This window comes from Streptomyces sp. NBC_01485 (assembly GCF_036227125.1).
GTDB lineage: Bacteria > Actinomycetota > Actinomycetes > Streptomycetales > Streptomycetaceae > Streptomyces.
Map to the genome: position 1 here is coordinate 4434800 of NZ_CP109435.1, position 14091 is coordinate 4448890.

15 protein-coding genes are annotated in these 14091 nt (G+C 69.6%); 9 read left to right on the forward strand and 6 right to left on the reverse strand.

Going from position 1 to position 14091, the window contains the following annotated elements:
• Positions 1-23: 23 nt before the first annotated feature.
• From OG352_RS20195 to pstB, 5 genes are all read left to right on the forward strand, one after another.
• Positions 24-500, forward strand: a complete 477-nt coding sequence (locus OG352_RS20195) for an NUDIX hydrolase (protein ID WP_329218704.1) — start codon at positions 24-26, stop codon at positions 498-500.
• 324 nt (positions 501-824) lie between these two features.
• Positions 825-1958 (forward strand): phosphate ABC transporter substrate-binding protein PstS, encoded by a 1134-nt coding sequence (gene pstS / locus OG352_RS20200; RefSeq protein WP_329218705.1) that lies wholly within the window; start codon positions 825-827, stop codon positions 1956-1958.
• A 142-nt stretch (positions 1959-2100) separates the two neighbouring features.
• A complete protein-coding gene (gene pstC / locus OG352_RS20205) occupies positions 2101-3120 on the forward strand; it encodes a phosphate ABC transporter permease subunit PstC (protein WP_329218707.1) in 1020 nt (339 codons plus the stop codon).
• Entirely contained in the window at positions 3117-4181 is a 1065-nt protein-coding gene (gene pstA / locus OG352_RS20210; RefSeq protein WP_329218708.1) for a phosphate ABC transporter permease PstA, read from the forward strand. Before pstC ends, pstA begins: the two co-directional genes overlap by 4 nt.
• Before the next feature lie 50 nt (positions 4182-4231).
• A complete protein-coding gene (gene pstB / locus OG352_RS20215; protein WP_329218709.1) occupies positions 4232-5008 on the forward strand; it encodes a phosphate ABC transporter ATP-binding protein PstB in 777 nt (258 codons plus the stop codon).
• A 791-nt stretch (positions 5009-5799) separates the two neighbouring features.
• On the opposite strand, the gene OG352_RS20220 is transcribed toward pstB, so the two are convergent.
• Positions 5800-6798 (reverse strand): inorganic phosphate transporter, encoded by a 999-nt coding sequence (locus tag OG352_RS20220; RefSeq protein ID WP_329218710.1) that lies wholly within the window; start codon positions 6796-6798, stop codon positions 5800-5802.
• A 7-nt stretch (positions 6799-6805) separates the two neighbouring features.
• The gene (locus OG352_RS20225) at positions 6806-7426 is read right to left on the reverse strand and encodes a DUF47 domain-containing protein (RefSeq protein WP_037678700.1); all 621 of its coding nucleotides are present in this window, start codon (positions 7424-7426) and stop codon (positions 6806-6808) included.
• Between the two features lie 220 nt (positions 7427-7646).
• Between OG352_RS20225 and OG352_RS20230 the strand changes: the two genes are divergently transcribed.
• Entirely contained in the window at positions 7647-8036 is a 390-nt protein-coding gene (locus OG352_RS20230) for a metal-sensitive transcriptional regulator (protein WP_329218711.1), read from the forward strand.
• Here the strand turns inward: OG352_RS20230 and OG352_RS20235 are convergent.
• Together OG352_RS20235 and OG352_RS20240 are read right to left on the reverse strand one after the other, a co-directional pair.
• Positions 8025-8273 (reverse strand): hypothetical protein, encoded by a 249-nt coding sequence (locus OG352_RS20235; protein ID WP_329218712.1) that lies wholly within the window; start codon positions 8271-8273, stop codon positions 8025-8027. The genes OG352_RS20230 and OG352_RS20235 overlap by 12 nt on opposite strands.
• 133 nt (positions 8274-8406) lie before the next feature.
• A complete protein-coding gene (locus tag OG352_RS20240) occupies positions 8407-9243 on the reverse strand; it encodes a hypothetical protein (protein WP_329218713.1) in 837 nt (278 codons plus the stop codon).
• 163 nt (positions 9244-9406) lie between these two features.
• On the opposite strand from OG352_RS20240, the gene OG352_RS20245 reads away from it, so the two are divergent.
• A complete protein-coding gene (locus tag OG352_RS20245) occupies positions 9407-9577 on the forward strand; it encodes a hypothetical protein (RefSeq protein ID WP_329218714.1) in 171 nt (56 codons plus the stop codon).
• A gap of 174 nt (positions 9578-9751) precedes the next feature.
• A complete protein-coding gene (locus OG352_RS20250; RefSeq protein ID WP_329218715.1) occupies positions 9752-11329 on the forward strand; it encodes an FAD-binding oxidoreductase in 1578 nt (525 codons plus the stop codon).
• A 57-nt stretch (positions 11330-11386) separates the two neighbouring features.
• Here the strand turns inward: OG352_RS20250 and OG352_RS20255 are convergent, their stop codons facing one another.
• Entirely contained in the window at positions 11387-12097 is a 711-nt protein-coding gene (locus OG352_RS20255) for a phosphatase PAP2 family protein (RefSeq protein WP_329218717.1), read from the reverse strand.
• Positions 12098-12265: 168 nt separating this feature from the next.
• The gene (locus tag OG352_RS20260; RefSeq protein WP_329218719.1) at positions 12266-13273 is read right to left on the reverse strand and encodes a C40 family peptidase; all 1008 of its coding nucleotides are present in this window, start codon (positions 13271-13273) and stop codon (positions 12266-12268) included.
• Positions 13274-13362: 89 nt separating this feature from the next.
• On the opposite strand from OG352_RS20260, the gene OG352_RS20265 reads away from it, so the two are divergent.
• On the forward strand, positions 13363-13980 hold the full coding sequence (locus OG352_RS20265; RefSeq protein ID WP_329218721.1) for a hypothetical protein: 618 nt from the start codon (positions 13363-13365) through the stop codon (positions 13978-13980).
• Positions 13981-14091: the final 111 nt, after the last annotated feature.

Genomic DNA, 14091 nt, shown 5'->3' on the forward strand with positions numbered 1-14091 from the left:
ACCTCCCAGGCGGTGAGTACCGAATGAGCACGCCGCACGACCCCGACGACATCTCCGTCACCACGACCGGCACGACCGACCCCACGGCCGGCGCCACGACCGTCCAGGCGGCCGGCTGTGTCCTGTGGCGGCGTTCCCCGGCCGGGGGTGAACTGGAGGTGTGCCTCGTCCACCGCCCCAAGTACGACGACTGGTCGCACCCCAAGGGGAAGCTGAAGCGCGGCGAGGAGCCGCTCGATGGCGCGCTGCGGGAGGTCGAAGAGGAGACCGGCTACCGCGCGGCGCCCGGCGCCCGGCTGCCGACCGTGGCCTACGAGGCGAACGGCCGCCCCAAGCAGGTCAGCTACTGGGCGGCCGAAGCCGTCGCCGGCGCCTTCGCCCCGAACGACGAGGTCGACCGCCTCCTCTGGCTCCCGCCGCCGGCTGCGCGCGACCGGCTCACCCAGCCGAGGGACCGTACGCTCGTGGACGCCCTGCTGGACGTCCTGCACCTGGCATAACGGGTACCGGGACCGGGCGCGCGCGATACGGAGAACCGGGCGCGCGCGGTGCTGACGACCGGGCGCGCAAGCTGCTGGCGACCGGGCGGGCGCCGGGACCGGCCCGTGTCCTCGACGTGAGCGTTCCGTGACCTAACCGCACCGTCCCCAGGGGTTCACCCCCCGTTTACCCGTGCCCGTAAGCGGCTTCACCTGATCTGCCTAATTTCAGCCTTACACGGTGCGGCACGCGGCCAACGGGGACGCGCGCACGCCGAGCAGACTTCGCACACTCCGCACGCCGCCGGAATTCAGGACGGCGGCTCCTGGAAGGATCTTCCTCAAGTGAAGCTTCAGCGCATGAACCGGCGGGCTCTCTCCCTCGGTGCTCTCGCCGTCTCCGGCGCCCTGGCCCTCACGGCGTGCGGCTCCGACGACACCGGCTCCACCAGCGGCGGCAGCAGCAGCTCCTCGGCCACCGCGGCCGCCGGGTCCATCAAGTGTGACGACGCCAAGGGCCAGCTCCTCGCCGACGGCTCCTCCGCGCAGAAGAACGCGATCGACGCCTGGGTCAAGAACTTCACGCAGGCCTGCTCCGGCGTCCAGGTCAACTACAAGGGCTCCGGCTCCGGCGCGGGCGTCACCGCGTTCACGCAGGGCCAGGTCGCCTTCGCCGGCTCCGACTCCGCGCTGAAGCCCGACGCCGTCGCCGCCTCGAAGTCGGTCTGCTCCGGCGGCCAGGGCATCGACCTGCCGATGGTCGCGGGCCCGATCGCCGTCGCGTACAACGTCGAGGGCGTCAGCGACCTCGTCCTGGACGCCGCGACGATCGCCAAGATCTTCAACGGCAAGATCACCAACTGGAACGACGAGGCGATCAAGAAGCTGAACCCGAGCGCCAAGCTGCCCGACCAGAAGATCCAGCCGTACCACCGCTCGGACGAGTCGGGTACGACGGACAACTTCACCAAGTACCTGATCGCCACCGCCAAGACCGACTGGCCCTACTCCGGCGGCAAGGCCTGGCAGGCCAAGGGCGGCCAGTCCGCGGCCGGTTCCTCCGGTGTCGCCCAGGGCGTCAAGCAGACCCCCGGCGCGATCGGCTACATGGAGCTGTCGTACGCCAAGGACGGCCTCGGCACCGTCGCCGTCAACACCGGCGCGGCCGCCCCGGTCAAGGCCTCCTCCGACGGCGCCACCAAGGCCGTCGCCGCCGCCCAGGTCGTCGGCACCGGTAGCGACCTGTCGCTGAAGCTGGACTACGCCACCAAGGCCGACGGCGCCTACCCGATCACCCTGGTCACGTACGAGATCGTCTGCGACAAGGGCAACAAGGCCGCCACCCTGCCCGCCACCAAGGCCTTCCTGCGCTACGTCGCCAGCACGGACGGCCAGGGCATCCTGTCGGGCATCGACTACGCGCCGATCCCCGACGCCATCATCACCAAGGTCCGCAGCACCATCGAGGGCCTGAGCTGATCTGAGCGGCGCGGTCCGGCGCCGGGGAGACCCGGTCCGGACCGCGCCCGTCCGGTGCACCGCCGCCAGGGGCCACCCGCAACCCGGCCCCACCCGAGCCGCCCCCACACCCGCAGGGCGGCTCCGCAAACCGGAGACCCCCATGGACATATCGACACAGAAGTCAGACGCGGGCGACACCCCGCCCCCCGTGACCCCGCCGACCGAGACCGCCGAGCAGAAGCGCGCGGCCCGCGGCGCCACCCGACCCGGTGACCGGATCTTCCTCGGTCTCTCCCGCGGCTCGGGCATTTTCCTGTTGGTGATCATGGCCGCCATCGCGGTCTTCCTCGCCTACCGGGCCTACCTCGCGATCAGCAAGGACGACGCCAACTTCCTCACCACGTTCGAGTGGAACACCGGCCTCGTCCCGCCTCAGTTCGGCATCGCGGTCCTGGCCTTCGGCACGGTGGTCTCGTCGATCATCGCCATGGTCATCGCCGTCCCGATCGCGGTCGCCATCGCCCTGTTCATCACGCACTACGCGCCGCGCAAGCTCAGCGGCCCCATCTCGTACGTGGTCGACCTGCTGGCCGCCGTACCGTCCATCGTGTACGGCCTGTGGGGCGCGCTGGTGCTCGTACCGCACATGAACGGGCTGTTCGGCTGGCTCAACGACTACCTCGGCTGGACCGGCGTCTTCTCCTGGGACGAGGGCGCCCCGCGCTCCATGCTCACGGTGGGCATCCTGCTGGCCGTGATGATCCTGCCGGTCATCACCAACGTGAGCCGCGAGGTCTTCCGCCAGGTCCCGCAGATGCACGAGGAGGCGGCCCTGGCGCTGGGCGCCACCCGCTGGGAGGTCATCCGCATGTCGGTGATCCCCTTCGGCCGCTCCGGAGTGATCTCGGCGTCGATGCTGGGCCTCGGCCGGGCACTGGGCGAGACGATGGCCGTGGCCACGGTCCTCTCCCCCGACTTCGACATCCACGCCAGCCTCCTCAACCCCGGCGGCGGCACCTTCGCCCAGAACATCGCCAGCAAGTTCAGCGAGGCGACGGAGTTCGGCCGTGACGCGCTCATCGCCTCCGGTCTGGTCCTGTTCGTCATCACCTTGCTGGTCAACGGCGCGGCACGCATGATCATCGCCCGCCGCGCGGAGTACTCGGGGGCCAACGCATGAGCCACGCAACAGCAGTAGCCGACAAGACCCCCAGCACGCTGCGGGGCGCGAGCCTCCCGAAGTGGTCCCCGTGGGCCATCGCCGGCGGTTCGCTCGCCCTCGCGGTCCTCATCGGTCTCGTCGGCGGCCTGGACAGCAAGGTGCAGTGGGGCCTGATCGCCGGCCTGCTCTTCATCTCCGGCACGTACGGCATCGCCGCGAAGATCGAGGGCCGCCGGCAGGCGAAGGACCGGGTGGCGACGAGCCTGGTCTGGGTGGCGTTCATCCTGGCGGTCATCCCGCTGGTGTCGCTGCTGTGGACGACGATCCAGCGCGGCACGAAGGTCCTCGACGTCTACTTCCTCACCCACTCGATGGGCGTGGTCGCCGACTCCGAGCCCGGCGGCGGCATCTACCACGCCATCATCGGCAGCCTGGAGCAGGTCGGCCTGGCCACGGCGATCGGCGCCCCGATCGGCATCCTGACGGCGATCTACCTGGTGGAGTACGGCCGGGGCGGCCTCGCGAAGGCGGTCACGTTCTTCGTGGACGTCATGACGGGCATCCCCTCCATCGTCGCGGGCCTCTTCATCCTCAGCCTGATGCTGATGCTCGACATGCAGCCCTTCGGCTTCGCGGGTTCGCTCGCGCTGGCGATCCTGATGATGCCGGTCGTCGTACGCTCGACAGAGGAAATGCTGAAGCTGGTCCCGAACGAGCTGCGCGAGGCGTCTCTCGCCCTGGGCGTCCCGAAGTGGCGCACGATCCTGAAGGTGGTAGTCCCGACGTCGATCGGAGGCATCATCACGGGCGTCATGCTGTCGATCGCCCGAATCGCCGGCGAGACGGCCCCGGTCCTGCTGTTGGTCTTCGGCAACCCGTTCATCAACAACAACCCCTTCGAGGGTGCACAGGCCTCGCTCCCGCTGTACATCTACCAGCAGTACTCGCAGAGCGCGGGTTCGAGCGCGGCGTACGACCGTGCCTGGGCGGCGTCGCTCACGCTGATCGCCTTCGTGATGATCCTGAACCTGGTGGCCCGTGGCATCGCCCGCTGGAAGGCACCGAAGACCGGTCGCTGACGCGGCCATACAGCGACTGATCCGTCCGATCCGGAAGTGAAGTAGAAAACATGGCCAAGCGAATCGACGTAAGCGGACTGACCGCCTACTACGGTGCCCACAAGGCGATCGAGGACATCTCGATGTCGGTCGAACCGCGCTCGGTGACGGCCTTCATCGGCCCCTCCGGCTGCGGCAAGTCGACGTTCCTGCGCACGTTGAACCGTATGCACGAGGTGACCTCCGGCGGCCGGGTCGAGGGCAAGGTCCTCCTGGACGACGAGGACCTGTACGGCGCGGGCATCGACCCGGTGTCGGTCCGCCGCGAGGTCGGCATGGTCTTCCAGCGCCCGAACCCGTTCCCCACGATGTCCATCTTCGACAACGTGGCGGCGGGCCTGCGCCTGAACGGCAGCTACAAGAAGGCCGAGCTCGCGGACGTCGTCGAGAAGTCCCTCCAGGGCGCGAACCTCTGGAACGAGGTCAAGGACCGCCTGAACAAGCCCGGCTCGGGCCTGTCGGGCGGCCAGCAGCAGCGCCTGTGCATCGCAAGGGCGATCGCGGTGCAACCGAAGGTCCTGCTCATGGACGAGCCGTGCTCGGCCCTGGACCCCATCTCGACGCTGGCGATCGAAGACCTGATCGGCGAGCTCAAAGAGCGCTTCACCATCGTCATCGTGACGCACAACATGCAGCAGGCGGCGCGCGTCTCGGACCGCACCGCCTTCTTCAACCTGGCCGCCGTCGGCCAGCCCGGCAAGCTGATCGAGATAGACGACACGGAGCGCATCTTCTCCAACCCGTCGGTCCAGGCGACAGAGGACTACATCTCGGGCCGCTTCGGCTGAACCAGCCACCCCAGTCCCCTCGCGGTGCTGCATGGCGGTGCCACCGCGAGGACACAAAGAGCACGCCCCCCGGGGTTTCCCGGGGGGCGTGCTCACGTTTGCCTCCGGCGGTCGGACGGCGAACGGTCTCGCAAGTCTTCGCCGGGTCCCCGGTAGCTGAGCCGCAGAAAGGTGACACTCCCCCACCAAAGTGTCACCTTCCTGCGCGGACCCCCCAGGGCAGACACGAAGCCCCAAGGAGGGTGCCTCGTCAACCCACCGAGTCGGACGGACGGCTAGGCGCAGTGCGCAGAGGCAGAGCCGCGCAAGGGGTGCAGGGGCCGGCGCCCCGCCGTGGGTTCGGGGCGAAGCCCCGGGGAGAGGGGCGCTGCTCACCCCACCGAGCCGGACGGACCGACACCCGGGGCGCAGGAGCACAGGGAGCAAAGCCCCGGGAGGGGTGCAGGGGGCGGAGCCCCGAGGGGGTTCGGGGCGGAGCCCGGGAGGGGTGCAGGGGGCGGAGCCCCGAGGGGGGTTCGGGGCGGAGCCCCGAGGGGGTTCGGGGCGGAGCCCCGAGGGGTTCGGGGCGGAGCCCCGAGGGGGTTCGGGGCGGAGCCCCGAGGGGTTCGGGGCGGAGCCCCGAGGGGGTTCGGGGCGGAGCCCCGAGGGGGTTCGGGGCGGAGCCCCGAGGGGGGTTCGGGGCGGAGCCCCGAGGGGGGTTCGGGGCGGAGCCCCGAGGGGGGTTCGGGGCGGAGCCCCGAGGGGGGTGACTCTTCAACCTGCCGAGTCGGGCGGGTGGGTGGGCGATTCCGCTACAGGAACGCCAGGTTCACGAGCCAGAACGAACACGCCGCAACTGCCGCAGCCGCCGGCATCGTAATAAACCACCCGAGCACAATGTTCTTGGCGACTCCCCACCGCACGGCATTGACCCGCTTGGTCGCCCCCACACCCATGATCGCCGAAGTGATCACATGCGTCGTAGAAATAGGCGCCTTGAACAAAAACGCCGAGATGAACATGATCGACGCCCCCGTCGTCTCCGCGGCAAACCCCTGCGGCGGATCAAGCTCGATAATCTTCCGCCCAAGCGTCCGCATGATCCGCCACCCACCCGCATACGTCCCGAGCGACAGCATCACCGCACAAGAAATCTTCACCCACACCGGAATCGGATCATCGGCCCCCTGAACATCCCCGATGACCAACGCCATCACCACGATGCCCATCGTCTTCTGCGCGTCCTGCAGACCATGCCCCAGCGCCATACCCGCCGCCGAAACGGTCTGAGCGATCCGAAAGCCCCGCTTGGCCTTGTGCGGATTGGCCCGCCGGAACATCCACAAAATAGCCGTCATCACCAGATAACCGACGACAAGCCCCACCACCGGCGACACGAACATCGGAATGACGACCTTGTCGAGCACCCCGGACCAGATGACATCCGTCCCCCCGGCGAGCGCAGCGCCCACCATCCCCCCGAACAACGCGTGCGAGGAAGAAGACGGCAACCCGAAATACCACGTGACGAGATTCCAGACGATCGCCCCGATCAACGCGGCGAACAGAATCCCCATCCCCTTGGACCCCTCAGGAGTCTCGATCAGCCCGCTACTGACGGTGTGCGCGACACCGCTCCCCAGAAAGGCACCGACAAGGTTCATCACAGCGGCCATGGCCAGCGCGGCGCGCGGCGTCAGCGCCCGAGTGGAAACAGACGTGGCAATGGCGTTCGCCGAGTCGTGAAAGCCGTTCGTATACGTGAATCCGAGCGCGACGCCAATGGTCACGATCAGAGCAAAGGTGTCCATGAAGGGCTCAGGACTCCTTGACCGCGATGGTCTCCACCGTGTTGGCCACGTGCTCGAAGGCGTCGGCGGCCTCCTCCAGCACATCCACGATCTGCTTCAGCTTGAGCACCTCGATGGCGTCGTACTTGCCGTTGAACAGATGCGCCAGCAGCTTCCGGTGGATCTGGTCGGCCTGGTTCTCGAGCCGGTTGACCTCGATCCAGTACTCGGTGAGGTTCTCCATGGTCCGCAGATTCGGCATGGCCTCGGCGGTCAGCTCCGCCGCCCGCGCCAGCACCTCGATCTGCTGCTCGACCCCCTTGGGCAGCTCCTCCACGTTGTAGAGGACGACCAGGTCGACGGCCTCCTCCATGAAGTCCATGATGTCGTCGAGGCAGGACGCGAGGTTGTAGATGTCCTCACGGTCGAACGGCGTGATGAACGAGGAGTTCAGCTGATGGAAGATCGCGTGCGTGGCATCGTCACCTGCGTGCTCCGCGGCCCTCATACGCTCTGCGATCTCGGCCCGGCCGGCGGTGTCCGCCCCGAGCAGTTCCATGAGGAGTTTCGAGCCCGTGACGATGTTGTCCGCGGATGCGGCGAACATGTCGTAGAAGCTCGTCTCCCTGGGGGTCAGACGAAAGCGCACGTGGGGTCCTCAGGATGCATCGATTCGGTCAGGCTGATGCTAGGCGCATCATCCGGCCACGGCTAATGGGCCGTCCCCCAGTGTCGCCCATGGGGCAGACCGACCGGCAGGGGGGCGACCGGCGAAGTCCCTGCTGGGACCGTGTACCCGCCAAAGTTCGGTACGATATACCCAGTAGGGGTATAGGTCAGGAGCAGGAGCCGGAGCGCTGGAGGACAAGATGACGACCACCGAGGCCGGCACGGAAACCCCCGGCCCCGACCGCACCCCCGACCCCACCGTCGCCCCCGACCCCTCAGCCGAACCGGACCACGCACCCGGAACAGTGGTCCACGGCTACCACAAACAGAAGGACGAACACCTCAAGCGCCTGCGCCGCATCGAGGGCCAGATCCGCGGCCTGCAACGCATGGTCGACGAGGACACCTACTGCATCGACATACTCACCCAGGTGTCCGCCTCCACCAAGGCCCTGCAGTCGTTCGCGCTGCGACTCCTGGAGGAACACCTGCGCCACTGCGTGGCCGACGCGGCCCTCAAGGGCGGCACGGAGATCGACGCGAAGGTGGAGGAAGCAACCAAGGCGATCGCCCGCCTCCTACGCACCTGACCCAGCCGACTCACCCGAACCGGAGCTGGAACCGGCGCCTGAACCACCACGCGCCGCCCACTCCTCGCCCCGCTCCCGCTCCTCCCCCACCCGCAACACCTGATCGATGCTCTCCAGGCTGAGCCGTTCCTCCCCCGCCGCCGTCGAGGCCGCGATGATCAGCTCCCCGCACAACTCGATCTCGGCGAGGGCCACGTTGTCCTGAACTGCCGTACCGCCGCCCGGAGCCACGCGCATCACCTCGTCTCTGCCGTCGCCGACTTCCTGGAGTGACTTCCTAGAGTAGGGAGCGCTCCACATCGCGCGCATGGCACGGACGGGCTAGTCCTTGTGCCCACCCTGTGGCTGAATCTGTCCGTTCGGAGCGGCTTCACTCCTCCGCGATCCGCCCCGCGTAGATGTCCCCGGCGGCCGGCAGCCGCACCTCGACGGGCAGCCCGAAGTCGTACAACAAGGTCGTGGACGCGACGGCGACGGCGTCCTTCTGCTGCCCGTTGACGAAACTGAACCGGTGCCGGACCTTCCGGATACGCCCCTCGTCGTCGAGGTAGGCGTCGAACGGCACCCGCGCCGTGGCGAACCCCTTCGCCGCCGCCCGCAGCGCATCCCGTCCCCCCACGGACGCGTCCTCGGCGGCCACCGCCAGATCGGCGGTCCCGCGATAGTGCCGCACCGCCGTCCCGGCCACCTCGGTCCGCCCGACGTACGTCGCCGTACGCACCCCCCGCAGCACCTCGGCGGCGGCGAACGGATCGGTGGCCCCGCCGGTCACCAGGTTCCCGTCGGACAGGGTCGCCGTCTCCACCCGCACCCACTTGTCGGCCGGCACCCCGGCCCCCCGGTTCTTCATGAACAGGGCTCCGGGCGCGAGGAGTTCGGTGATCGGCCGGTGCTCACTGACCCCGGACGGATCCTGCGGCAGCAGCACCTTGAACTCCCCGAGCTGCTTGCGGTAGTCGTACACCCCCTGGCCCCGGATGGTCACCCGGGTCCCGCCGGTGGCCATCTCCATCGACGTCCGCGCCTTCGACGTGCCCGCCTCCACGAGGGTGTCGGCGGCCCGGTGCAACGTCTCGACGGGATCGGCCGCCCGGCCGTCCTCAGCGCCGGCCCCGCCCCCGGAACACCCGGCGGCACACGCACAGACCCCCGCGACGAGCCCCGAAATCACCGCCGCACCCACCTGCCGCCGCTGCCGCTCCGCCATGGCCTGCCTACCCCCAGCCGGTACGTCCGTCACGGGCCTCGTGTCGTCCGCTTAACGACGGGTAACTGCCCCCGTCACGCGGCACCGAGGCGCACAACCGCCCTGCGCCCGGCTTGCGACCGCCATACGGGTGCTTTTCCTCAACCTGGGTAGCGTTGTGTTCGTGACACAGCAGGACGGCTCAGACCTTCCCCGCAGCGACGGGGCCCACAGCACCACGACCGTCGAGCAGGGCCGCTTCTGCCTGGCCCGCTGCACCTGCGGCTGGCGCGGCCCGGCCCGCAGAGCGAGAAGCCTCGCGAGAACGGACGCCGAGCGCCACACCCACGTCTGACCACACCCACGCCCGATCACACCCACGCCCGATCACACCCACGCCTGATCACACTCACGCCCGACCGGCCGACGTCACCGTTGCGTCACCGCCGGCCCCCGCCGGAACCCGTGGTCCCATGACCCCGTCTCGTTCCATGAAGCCGACGGGCGGTCGAGGGAAGGCGGCAGGGACATGGAACGGCGTACGTTCATCGCAGGCGGCACGGCGACGGTCGCGGCGGCGGTCACCGCGTGCAGGGCGACCGGGGGCACCGCGAGCGCCTCCACCGGAGCCGCTGGAGCAGCCGGGGACGCGAAGGCCACCGGAACGACCACCCGCCTCACCACCACCAGCGTCTCCGCCCCCGCCAACTGGACCGCGCTGGCCCGCGACCTGGACGGCATCCTGGTCCGCCCCGGCGACGCCTCCTGGGCGGCGGCCCGCCAGCTCTACAACACCCGCTTCGACAACCTCAAGCCGGCGGCGGTGGCCTACATCGCCCACGCCGACGACATCCGCACCGCTCTGGCGTACGCCCGCGCGCACGGGACGAAGGTCGCGATCCGCAACGGCGGCCACTCCTACGGCGGTTGGTCCTCAGGCGACGGCCGGCTGATCATCGACGTCTCCAAGCTGAACCGGGTCCGGGCGAGCGGCACGACGGCCGTGGTCGGCGCGGGCGCCAAGCTGATCGACGTCTACCGGGCGCTGGCCGCGAAGGGCGTGACGATCCCGGCGGGATCCTGCCCGACGGTCGGCGTCTCCGGTCTGGTCCTCGGCGGCGGCCACGGCGTCGTCTCCCGCGCCTACGGCCTCACCTGCGACAGCCTCACCCGGGCCACGATCATCACCACCGACGGCAAGCAGCTCACCGCCGACGCGACGACGAACAAGGACCTGTTCTGGGCGCTGCGCGGAGCCGGCAACGGCAACTTCGGCATCGTCACGGAGCTGGAGTTCAAGACCCACCCCGCGCCCCAGGCGGTGACGGGCTACCTCACCTGGCCCTGGTCGAGGGCGGCCGCGGTGATCAAGGCCTGGCAGGAGTGGGGTCCGTCCCAGCCCGACGAGATCTGGTCCTCCCTGCACGTGGCGAACGCGCCGGGCGGCACCCCGACCATCTCGGTCGCCGCGTTCTGCATCGGCACGTACGGCCAGCTCCAGACCGCCGTGGACCGGCTGGCGGACCGGGCCGGCGCCCCCGCGACGAGCGTCTCGCTGCGCCGCCGTACGTACGAGGCGGCGATGGAGGTCTACGCCGGCTGCTCGTCCTTCTCCTCCGACGCCCAGTGCCACCTGCCGGGCTCGACGCCGGGCCGCTCACCGCAGGGCGCGCTGGGCCGGGAGACGTACGCGGCCCGCTCGGACTTCTTCGACCGCTCGCTCTCGGCGGCCGGCATCCAGGCACTGCTGAAGCAGATGAAGTCGGTCCAGGTCGGCTCGGGCAGCATCGCGCTGACGGCGCTGGGCGGCGCGGTGAACCGCGTGTCCCCGACCGCGACGGCGTTCGTCCACCGCCGCTCGCGCATGCTGGCGCAGTACATCGCGTCGTGGCGGGCGGGCACGACGGGCACGGCGGCGCAGTCGTGGCTGAATACCGCCCACAAGGCGATGTCCCCGTACGCCTCGGGCGCGGCGTACCAGAACTACGCGGACCCGACCCTGACGAACTGGCGCAAGGCGTACTACGGCGACGCCCTCCCGCGCCTGACCCAACTGAAGAAGCAGTACGACCCGAACGGCTTCTTCACGTACCCCCAGGCACTCTGAGGCCCGGACAGGACCGGGAGGCCCCGGCAGGACCGGGCCGAGCCAGGCCGGCCGCCCCTATGCGGCGAGGTCCCGCTCCTCCGCGGCGACCTCGCTGCGCGCCCCCGGAACGAACCCGTCCCGTTCGCCGAGCCGAGCGGCGCGGCTGCGCACGACCCACCCGAGCCGGGGCGACCGGTCGACGGCCTTCAGCACCGGGGTGAGCAGCATGGAGGCGACGGGCGACAGCAGCAGGGCGACGGCCGTCCCGAGCGCGAAGCCGCCCACCACGTCGGTCGGGTAGTGCACGCCCATGTACACCCGGCAGAACCCTTCGAGCAGGGCGATCACTATCCCCACCAGCCCGAACTTCCGGCTGGCGACGAACAGCCCGACGGCCATGGCCATGGTGATGGTGGCGTGGTCGCTGACGAAGGAGTAGTCGGTCTTGCCGGAGACCAGCACCTCCAGCCCCTGGTGGTCGAGGAAGGGCCGGGGCCGCTCCACGAACCCCCGTATGGGCACGTTCACCAGCACGGCGATCGCGGCGGCGAGCGGCGCCCACACCAGGGCGGCGACGGAGGAAGCGGCGTCCTCGGCCCCACCGGGCCGCCTCCGCACACCCCACCAGCACCCCACGATCAACAGCACCATCGCGAGCAGCAGCCCGTACTCGCCCACGAAGCCGACGGTGCGGTCGAGCCAGTGCGGGGCGTCCTTGGCGAGGCCGTTGATGTCGTAGAGCAGGTCGACGTCAGGGTTCGACCCGGATTCGGCGAGTCCAGCCATGGTGCTGCGGCCCCTTCGTCGTGTGCTGCCCGGCGCACCTCACATGCGCCCGCTTCAACAGGAACGCACGGCCCCGGTTGATACGTTCCACTCTCCACCGAATGATCACTCAGACGTTATCGAAGAGAGACACGTCCCCGCAGCTCAGAGGCCGGGTCCAGGCCCGCGTCAGACCGTCGCGGGGAGCGCTTTCGCGCCATCTTCGGTGACCCGGGTGGCCCCGAAGTACTCGGCCGTGTCGATGGGGTCGAACCGGATGACCGCCCCCGTGTAGGGCGCGTTGATCATGTAGCCGCCGCCGACGTACATGCCCACGTGGTGGATGGCCCGCGAGTTGCCGGGATCGGTCGAGAAGAACACCAGGTCCCCCGGCAGCAGCTCGCTCCGCTTCGGGTGCGGCCCGGCGTTGTACTGGTCGTTGGCGACCCGGGGCAGCGTGATCCCGACGCTCTCGTACGCGGCCTTGGTCAACCCGGAGCAGTCGAACCGTCCGCCCTGGTCAGCGGTGCCGTTGCCGCCCCAGAGATAGGGCGTGCCGAGCTTCTTCTGCGCGTAGTAGATGGCCCCGGCGGCCTGCTTGGACGGATCCACCCGGCTGACGGGCGCGGCGAAGGACTCCTCCAGCGTCGTGATCGTCTTCACGTAGTTCTGGGTCTCCTTGTACGGCGGCACCCCGCCGTACCGGATGACCGCGTCCGGCCCCGCGTTGTAGGCCGCGAGCATGTTCCTCGTGGCGTCGCCCGGCACGGTCTTCACGTACGACGCGAGCTGGCAGTCGTACGACGCGGCCGACGGAATCGCGTCATTCGGGTCCCAGACGTCGCGATCGCCGTCCCCGTCGCCGTCGACGCCGTGCGTGGCCCAGGTTCCCGGGATGAACTGCGCTATCCCCTGCGCGGCGGCGGCGCTCTGCGCCCTCGGGTTGAACCCGCTCTCCTGGTAGAGCTGGGCGGCGAGCAGCGCGGGGTTGATGGCGGCGCAGAGGTTGCCCCACTTCTGCACGAGCGTCTGATACGCGGTCGGCACGGCCCCCTTGGCCAGCGACCTGGTCGCCCCGCCCACCCCGTTCGTGATGTTCCCGCCGACGACGTACACCCCGACGACGAGCGCCATCATGAAGGCGACCCCGGCACCGACGGCAGCGGTCGCTACGACCCATCCCTTACGCACCGTCAACCGCCCCTCGCCGCCCAGGAGTCCGCCCCCGACAGTGTAGGGGCGGCCCCCTCGCGACGGGGTGATCACGCACAAGGAGAGACCCGCACGTGACGACCCCCTACCCCCCACAGCACCCGGCTCACCCCAACCCGGCTGCTCCACAAGGGGGTTACGCGCCGAACGGTCCACAGCATCCGGCCTACGCACCCCCGGCCACGGCGTACGGCCAACCCCCGCAGGGCCCGTACGCCCAGCAGCATCCACAGAGCCAGTACGCCCAGCAGCACCCGCAGGCGCCGTACGGACAGCAGCCGCAGTACCCCGCCCCCACCGGTGTCACCGTCTCCGTCTGCCGGATCTGCACCGCGCAGCCGGCCTCGGCGGACATCGAGATCCGGCAGCACACGGGCCTGATCCTGGCGATGCGGACCGCCAAGGTGGAAGGTCCGCTGTGCCGTACCTGCGCGACCGCGATCCACCGTGACATGACGGCCAAGACCCTGGCGGCCGGCTGGTTCAGCGTCCTGTCCCTCTTCCTCCTCTGCTGGCTGACCCTCGCCTGGAACCTCTACACCCACTTCAAGATCACCAAGCTCCCCCACCCCACCCCGACCCCCACCACCCTCACCCCCGGCAAGCCGATCTTCCAACGCCCCCTGGCCTACGTGGGCATCACCCTCGTCGCGAGCTGGCTGGTGGTCCTGATCGTGAGCGCGGCGAGTTAGCGGGCCGGCCGGTCGGTGGGCCGGCGGGTTCCTAGCAGCCCATGGGTCAACGGCAGCTTTTGACGACGTCAAAGATCGCCCAGCGTTCGATCCCGTCATCCTCATGCACGG

Coding starts and splice junctions, on each gene's coding strand:
- pstC (WP_329218707.1), top strand. CDS start 2,101: ATGGACATATCGACACAGAAGTCAGACGCGGGCGACACCCCGCCCCCC.
- OG352_RS20240 (WP_329218713.1), bottom strand. CDS start 9,243: ATGGCGGAGCGGCAGCGGCGGCAGGTGGGTGCGGCGGTGATTTCGGGG.
- OG352_RS20230 (WP_329218711.1), top strand. CDS start 7,647: ATGACGACCACCGAGGCCGGCACGGAAACCCCCGGCCCCGACCGCACC.
- OG352_RS20250 (WP_329218715.1), top strand. CDS start 9,752: ATGGAACGGCGTACGTTCATCGCAGGCGGCACGGCGACGGTCGCGGCG.
- OG352_RS20195 (WP_329218704.1), top strand. CDS start 24: ATGAGCACGCCGCACGACCCCGACGACATCTCCGTCACCACGACCGGC.
- OG352_RS20235 (WP_329218712.1), bottom strand. CDS start 8,273: ATGCGCGTGGCTCCGGGCGGCGGTACGGCAGTTCAGGACAACGTGGCC.
- OG352_RS20220 (WP_329218710.1), bottom strand. CDS start 6,798: ATGGACACCTTTGCTCTGATCGTGACCATTGGCGTCGCGCTCGGATTC.
- OG352_RS20255 (WP_329218717.1), bottom strand. CDS start 12,097: ATGGCTGGACTCGCCGAATCCGGGTCGAACCCTGACGTCGACCTGCTC.
- pstA (WP_329218708.1), top strand. CDS start 3,117: ATGAGCCACGCAACAGCAGTAGCCGACAAGACCCCCAGCACGCTGCGG.
- pstB (WP_329218709.1), top strand. CDS start 4,232: ATGGCCAAGCGAATCGACGTAAGCGGACTGACCGCCTACTACGGTGCC.